Raw genomic sequence first — 6,853 nt, forward strand, 5'->3', positions numbered from 1 at the left:
AGCCGGGACCGGGGCCGGGGTCGCGGACGGGGGCCGACGTCGCGCGGTCGGCGGGACGCCGCTCGTCGAGCAGGGCGAGCGCCGCGGCGTGCACGTCCTCGGGCTCGGGCAGCCGCCCCCGGCCCGAGTCGGCGCCCGTGAGGCGCCCCGTCGCCGGGTCCATGACGTGGGTCCCCCGCTGCCGGAGCAGGGCCACGTTCGCCCGCGTCGCGGGGTGCAGCCACATCTCCGTGTGCATGGCCGGCGCCAGGAGCACGGGGCAGGTGGCGGTGAGGAGCGTCGTCGTCAGCAGGTCGTCGGCGAGGCCCGCCGCGGCGCGGGCCAGCAGGTCCGCGGTGGCCGGGGCGACGACGACGAGGTCGGCCTCGCGGCCGAGGCGCACGTGGGGCACCTCGTGGACGTCGTCCCAGACGCCGGTGGCGACCGGGTGCCCCGAGAGCGCCGCCCACGTGGGCGCGCCGACGAAGCGAAGGGCGGCCTCCGTCGGCACGACGCGGACGTCGGCCCCGCCCTCGGCGAGCAGCCGCAGCAGGGAGGCGGCCTTGTAGGCGGCGATCCCCCCGCCGACGCCGAGGACGACCCGGGGACGGCGCCCGGGGGGCGGTCCGGCGTCCTCCGCGGCGCCCCCGGCCCCCGCGGGGCCCCGGTCGCGCGCCGGGCCGCCGGGCTCGCCGGGACCCGTGGCGACCGGGCCTGCGACCGGGTCGGCGTCCGGACGGGCGCTGGGGGCGCCGCTCACGCGGTCAGCCCTCGGCGGGGACGTCGCCCGGGGTGAAGGGGTCGTCGAGGCCGCCGTCGTCGGCCATCTCGAGGCCCTCGGGCGCGTCGCCCTCGCCGTCGGACGGGCGGATCGTCAGCATGCCGGCGTCGATCTCGCGCAGCGCCACCGACAGCGGCTTCTCCTGCACGTGGGTCTCGACGAGGGGGCCGACGTTCTCGAGCAGGCCCTCGGAGAGCTGGGAGTAGTACGCGTTGATCTGGCGGGCGCGCTTGGCGCCGTAGATCACCAGCGCGTACTTGGAGTCGGCGGCCTTGAGCAGGTCGTCGATGGGCGGGTCGGTGATGCCCTCGGGGGCGGCGCTCGTTCCGGACACGGGGTCCTCCTGCGGTCGGGGCCGGCGCCCGTGGCGCCCGCCGTCCTCGCGGCCCGCCGGTCCGATGCGTCCCGGCGGCCCTCTCGTGCTGTCAGTCGTGCTGCCGCTCCCGCGGCCGTCCACGTCCCGGCGACACCAGCGAGCGGGCGGTGCTCCCGCACCGCACGCACCCGTCCCGGGCCCGGCGACGCCCTCAGGCGCCCTGCTGCCGCCCGCCGGGGGAGTCGACGGCGGGGCCGTCAGTCGCCGGCAGCGGCCGCAGACCCATCGATGATACGAGGTCGTCGCCGGCCTGGCGGACGTCCGCGTTGACGACGGTCACGTCGAACTCCTGCTCCGCCTCGAGCTCCGTGCGGGCCGTGGCGAGCCGGCGCTCCCGCTCGGCCTCGTCCTCGGTGCCGCGGCCGACGAGCCGGCGGACCAGCTCCTCCCACGACGGCGGCGCGAGGAAGACGAAGCGCGCCCCCGGCATGGTGGCCCGCACCTGGCGGGCGCCCTGCAGGTCGATCTCCAGCAGGGCGGGCCGCCCCTGCGCGAGCACCTCCTCGACCGGTCGGCGCGGCGTCCCGTACCGGTGCCGCCCGTGGACGACGGCCCACTCGAGCAGCTCCCCCGCCGCGGCCATCCGGTCGAACTCCGCCTCGTCGACGAAGTGGTAGTGCACGCCGTCGACCTCCCCCGGGCGCGGCGCCCGGGTCGTCGCCGACACCGACAGCCACACCTGCGGGTAGCGGTGCCGCACGTCGGCGGAGACGGTGCCCTTGCCCACCGCCGTCGGCCCTGCGAGGACGGTCAGTCGCGCCGCCCGGAGGCCTCCGCCGACCTCCTCCGCGGTGTGCGGACCGCGACCGGGGCTCGACACCGCGCCCGACCCGGCAGCGTCCTCCTCCGGCCCCACCGCGGCGCTCAGCGCTCGAAGCGCGCGACGAGGGCGGAGATCTGGTGGGCTCCCAGGCCGCGGACGCGCCGCGACTCCGAGATGCCGACCTCCTCCATGATCTTGCGCGCGGTGACGCGCCCGACCCCGGGCATCGACTCGAGGAGGGCGCTGACCTTCATCTTGCCGACGACGTCGTCGCTCTGGCCGTCGCGGACGACCTGCTCCAACGAGCCCTGGCCGTACTTGAGGCGGTTCTTGATCTCGGCCCGGGCGCGGCGCGCCTGGGCGGCCTTCTCGAGCGCCGCGGCGCGCTGCTCGTCGGTCAGGTGCGGGAGCGGCACGGCGGGTCCACCTCGGGGCAGAAGGGGTCGGGTCGCCGGCGGCGGAGCGCGGGCGCTCGCCCCGGCGGCGGGTGACGTGACGCTAGCGACTCCCGATCGCGGGCGGCAACGAGGGGCGGCGAGCCCGGGCCGGGCCCGCCGGAGGGCCGGTCGTCGTCCGTCGACCCTTCCGGGCGCCGGCGGAGGGCGAGTCGTCGCCCGTTCGCCCCCTGCGCAGGCCTCGGGAGGGCGAGTCGTCGCCCGTTCGCCCCCTGCGCAGGCCTCGGGAGGGCGAGTCGTCGCCCGTTCGCCCTCCCCGCAGGTCTCGGAAGGGCGAGTCGTCGCCCGTTCGCCCTCTCCGGAGGCCTCGGGAGGGCGAGTCGTCGCCCGTTCGCCCCGCCCCGGAGCCCCGGGGGGCCGCCGCTCCCGTGACCCGGCGGGGGGCGCCCGCGCCGCGGCGGGGTGCGGCGGGCGGCTGGATACAGTCCCCGGCATGCCCCAGTACGCGGCCTACGGCAGCAACCTGCACCCCGCGCGCATGGCCGAGCGCGCCCCCCACTCGCCCCTCGCGGGCACGGGCTGGCTCCACGGCTGGCGCCTGACCTTCGGCGGCGAGGACCGCGGCTTCGAGGGGGCTCTGGCCACCGTCGTCCAGGACAGCGCGGCCGACGCCGCCGTCTACGTGGGCCTGTACGACCTCACGGACGCCGACGCGAAGGCCCTCGACGACCTCGAGGGCGCGGGGCTCGGGCTCTACCGCAAGGTGCGCGTGCGCGTGGACACGCTCTCGGGCCAGGTCCTCGCCTGGGTCTACGTGCTCGACGCCTACGAGGGCGGGCTGCCCGCGGCGCGCTACCTCGGCATGGTCGCCGACGCCGCCGAGGCCGCGGGCGCCCCCGCCGAGTACGTGACGGCGCTGCGCGCCCGGCCGTGCCGGGCGTCCGAGGCCGGTGGCCCCCCGCCCTCCGGGCTCGTCGGCGGCGCCTGACGGGACGCGCCCCGCGCGCGTCGCCCTCCACGGCGACGTGACGACGACGTGCCGCCTGAGGGGCCCTGCGGCCGGCGACGTGCCGACGAAGTGCCCCATGGAGGCCGCTCCGGGGGCGAAGTGTCGACGAAGTGCCGTGGAAGGGCCCGTGTGACGACGAGGTGCCGGGCTCTCGCCGGGAGGCGGGGGTGACGGCGCCGGTAGCGTGCGGGCATGGCCAGCACCGCACCCGCCGGGGGCCCCGGCGAGCCGACCACGCCGGCGGACGCCGGTCCGCACGCGCCCGCCGGGACGGCGCCGCCCGGGGGCGCGGACGACGTCCTCGCCGACCCCGTCCGCGCCGCCGAGTCCGCCGCCCGGGTGCTCGCCGAGCGCACCGGGGCCGAGCGCCACGACCTCGCGCTCGTCCTCGGGTCGGGCTGGGGGACTGCCGTCGAGGCGATGGAGGTCCTGGCGGAGGTGCCGGCGGACGAGGTCCCCGGCTTCACGGCGCCCGCGGTGGCGGGCCACGTGCCCGTCTTCCGCTCCGTCCGGATCGGCTCGAGCGACCGCCGGGCTCTCGTCCTCGGCAGCCGCACCCACCTCTACGAGGGCCGCGGCGTGCGCGCCGTCGCCCACGGCGTGCGGACGGCGGCCGCGGCGGGCTGCCGCGGCGTCGTCCTCACCAACGGCTGCGGCGGCCTCGACCCGGCCTACTCCCCCGGCCAGCCGGTCCTCATCAGCGACCACCTCAACCTCACCGGCCGCTCGCCCCTCGAGGGCGCGACCTTCGTCGACCTGACGGACCTCTACAGCCGCCGCTGGCGCGACGTCGCCCGCGAGGTCGACGCCTCCCTGGCCGAGGGCGTCTACGCGCAGTTCCCCGGCCCGCACTACGAGACCCCTGCCGAGGTCCGCATGGCCGGCGTCCTCGGCGCGAGCCTCGTCGGCATGTCGACGGCCCTCGAGGCCATCGCCGCCCGCGCCGCCGGCCTCGAGGTCCTCGGCCTGTCGCTCGTGACGAACCTCGCGGCCGGCGTGGGCGACCAGCCGCTGAGCCACGAGGAGGTCGTCGAGGCCGGGCGCGAGGCGGGCCCGCGCATCGGCGCGCTGCTCGCGCAGGTGGTGGAGCGGCTGTGAGCGCCGGCTCGCCCCCCGCCGGGGACGGCGCCCCCACGGACGCCGACCGCGAGCGCGCCCTGGCCGACGCGCGCACGGCCCGCCGGGACGAGGCCCGGGCGTGGGCCGACGCCGACCCGGACCCGGCGACGACCGCGACGCTGCGCGACCTGCTCGAGCGCGCGGACGCCGGCGAGGAGGAGGCGGTCGCCGAGCTGGACGACGCCTTCGCCGGCCCCCTGGCCTTCGGCACCGCAGGGCTGCGGGGCCGCCTCGGGCCCGGCCCGAACCGGATGAACCGCGTCGTCGTGCGCCGCGCCGCCGCCGGGCTGTCGCGCTACCTGCTCGACCGGGAGGGCGGCCCGGAGTCGCCGCCGCACGTCGTCGTCGGCTACGACGCCCGCCACGGCTCGCGGGAGTTCGCGCTCGACACCGCGGCCGTCGTCGTCGGGGCCGGTCTGCGCGCGTCGCTGCTGCCGCGCCCGCTGCCGACGCCCGTGCTCGCCTTCGCCGTCCGCCACCTCGGCGCGGACGCCGGCGTCATGGTCACGGCGAGCCACAACCCGCCGCAGGACAACGGGTACAAGGTCTACCTCGGCGGCCCCGGCGAGGAGGGCGCGCAGATCGTGCCGCCCGCCGACGCCGAGATCGCCGCGCGCATCGCGGCCGTCGGCGACGTCACCGACCCCGCCCAGGTGCCGATGGCCGACGCCGGCTGGGAGGCGCTGGGCGACGACCTCGTCGACGCCTACGTCGACGGCGCCGCCGCGGTGGCCGGCCGCACCGGCCCGCGCGACCTGCGCGTCGTGCTGACCCCGCTCCACGGGGTCGGCGGTCCCCTCGTCGAGAGGGCCCTGCGCGCAGCCGGTCTCACCGACCTGCACACCGTGCCCGAGCAGGCGGAGCCCGACCCGGACTTCCCCACGACGGCCTTCCCGAACCCCGAGGAGGAGGGCGCGCTCGACCTCGCGCTGGCGCTGGCCCGCGAGGTGGGCGCCGACCTCGTCGTCGCCAACGACCCGGACGCCGACCGCTGCGCCGTCGCGGCCCCCCTGCGGCCCGGCGTCGACGACGACCCCGGCGGCGCCGGGTGGCGCCAGCTGACGGGCGACGAGGTGGGCGCCCTCCTGGGCCACCACCTCGCCGAGCGGGGCCTGCCCCCGGGCTCGGTGCTCGCCCGGTCCGTCGTCTCCTCCGACCTGCTCGCCCGGGTGGCCGAGGCGCACGGGCTCGAGAGCGCCGTCGCGCTCACCGGCTTCAAGTGGATCAGCCGCGTGCCCGGGCTGGCCTACGGCTACGAGGAGGCGCTGGGCTACTGCGCCGACCCGGCGGCCGTGCGCGACAAGGACGGCATCAGCGCCGCCGTCCTCGTCACCGAGCTCGCCGCCGCCGAGAGGGCCCGCGGGCGGGGCCTGCTCGACGTCCTCGACGACCTCGCGCGGGCCCACGGGCTGCACGCGACGGCGCCGCTGACGCTGCGGGTCTCCGACCTCACGCTCATCAGCGACTCCATGGCGAGGCTGCGCGCCGAGCCGCCCGCCGCGCTGGCGGGCAGCGACGTCGTCGAGGTGGTCGACCTGTCCGCGGGCGACGGCGGGCTGCCCCCGACCGACGGCCTCGTGCTGCGCACCGCGGACGGAGCGCGCGTCGTCGTCCGGCCGTCCGGCACCGAGCCCAAGCTCAAGTGCTACTGCGAGGTCGTCGTGCCGGTCGACGGCGGCGGGGCGGCCGACGGCGCCGCCGTCGCGGCGGCCCGCCGCGAGGCCGGGCGGCGCCTGGACGCCGTCCGGACCGACCTGCGCGACGCCATCGCCCTCCCGGCGTGAGCGGCCCGCAGGAGGCGGAGGGTCGGCACGCGCGTCCGGACGGGCGGGAGGCGGCGGGCCTCGGCCAGGAGGCCCTCTTCGCGGAGCCCCGTGGGGCGCGGCGCCCGCCCGCGCGCCGGGTCGTGCTCCTCACGGGGCCGAGCGGCTCGGGCAAGACGTCGATGGTCCGCCGCCTCGGACTGCCCGTGCTGGCCCTCGACGACTTCTACCGCGACGGCGACGAGCCGGGGCTGCCGCACCGCTTCGGCATCGTCGACTGGGACGACCCGGGCAGCTGGGACGCCGGACGGGCGCTCGACGCCCTCGAGCGCCTGTGCCGCGAGGGCGAGGCCGACGTGCCGGTCTACGACATCCCGACGAGCCGGCGGACCGGCACCGTCCACCTGTCCGTCGGCACGGCGCCCGTGGTGCTGGCCGAGGGGATCTTCGCGGCCGACCTCGTCGCCGCCTGCCGCGAGCGCTCCCTGCTCGCGGACGCCATCTGCCTGCAGCGCCCGGCCGCGGTGACCTTCACCTTCCGGCTGCTGCGCGACCTCGCCGAGGCGCGCAAGCCCCCGCACGTCCTCGTGCGGCGCGGGCTCGGCCTGGCGCGGGCGGAGCCGGCGCTCCGGCAGCGGTGGACGTCGCTCGGCTGCCGGCCGCTCGCG

The 6,853-nt window shown here is 78.7% G+C and carries 7 protein-coding genes and 1 pseudogene; 4 read left to right on the plus strand and 4 right to left on the minus strand.

The annotated features are described in order from the left end of the window. The 4 genes and pseudogenes from HLB09_RS10870 to mihF all read right to left on the minus strand — a co-directional run. Positions 1 to 556 (minus strand): flavoprotein (locus HLB09_RS10870; RefSeq protein ID WP_409373000.1); only part of this gene is annotated, 556 nt, incomplete at its 3' end. 280 nt (positions 557 to 836) lie between these two features. Beyond that, positions 837 to 1,094: pseudogene (rpoZ, locus tag HLB09_RS18600) on the minus strand (DNA-directed RNA polymerase subunit omega); the annotation flags it as partial. Positions 1,095 to 1,287: 193 nt separating this feature from the next. Then, on the minus strand, positions 1,288 to 1,890 hold the full coding sequence (gmk, locus tag HLB09_RS10880; RefSeq protein WP_246235106.1) for a guanylate kinase: 603 nt from the start codon (positions 1,888 to 1,890) through the stop codon (positions 1,288 to 1,290). A gap of 110 nt (positions 1,891 to 2,000) precedes the next feature. Continuing rightward, positions 2,001 to 2,315, minus strand: a complete 315-nt coding sequence (gene mihF / locus HLB09_RS10885) for an integration host factor, actinobacterial type (protein ID WP_171203397.1) — start codon at positions 2,313 to 2,315, stop codon at positions 2,001 to 2,003. 472 nt (positions 2,316 to 2,787) lie between these two features. Between mihF and HLB09_RS10890 the strand changes: the two genes are divergently transcribed. The 4 genes from HLB09_RS10890 to HLB09_RS10905 form a co-directional block, all read left to right on the plus strand. After that, positions 2,788 to 3,282 (plus strand): gamma-glutamylcyclotransferase family protein, encoded by a 495-nt coding sequence (locus tag HLB09_RS10890; RefSeq protein ID WP_171203398.1) that lies wholly within the window; start codon positions 2,788 to 2,790, stop codon positions 3,280 to 3,282. A gap of 213 nt (positions 3,283 to 3,495) precedes the next feature. Then, on the plus strand, positions 3,496 to 4,401 hold the full coding sequence (locus tag HLB09_RS10895; RefSeq protein WP_171203399.1) for a purine-nucleoside phosphorylase: 906 nt from the start codon (positions 3,496 to 3,498) through the stop codon (positions 4,399 to 4,401). 59 nt (positions 4,402 to 4,460) lie between these two features. Continuing rightward, entirely contained in the window at positions 4,461 to 6,206 is a 1,746-nt protein-coding gene (locus HLB09_RS10900) for a phospho-sugar mutase (protein WP_171203400.1), read from the plus strand. Then, the coding region (locus tag HLB09_RS10905; protein ID WP_246235104.1) for a uridine kinase family protein at positions 6,203 to 6,853 on the plus strand (651 nt) is incomplete at its 3' end. The genes HLB09_RS10900 and HLB09_RS10905, both read left to right, overlap by 4 nt.

The sequence above is a fragment of the Pseudokineococcus marinus genome, from assembly GCF_013004605.1.
Taxonomy (GTDB): Bacteria; Actinomycetota; Actinomycetes; order Actinomycetales; family Quadrisphaeraceae; genus Pseudokineococcus; species Pseudokineococcus marinus.

What these genes read in the sequence shown, in the direction of transcription:
- HLB09_RS10890 (WP_171203398.1), top strand. Translation starts at nt 2,788, where the DNA reads ATGCCCCAGTACGCGGCCTACGGCAGCAACCTGCACCCCGCGCGCATG.
- HLB09_RS10895 (WP_171203399.1), top strand. Translation starts at nt 3,496, where the DNA reads ATGGCCAGCACCGCACCCGCCGGGGGCCCCGGCGAGCCGACCACGCCG.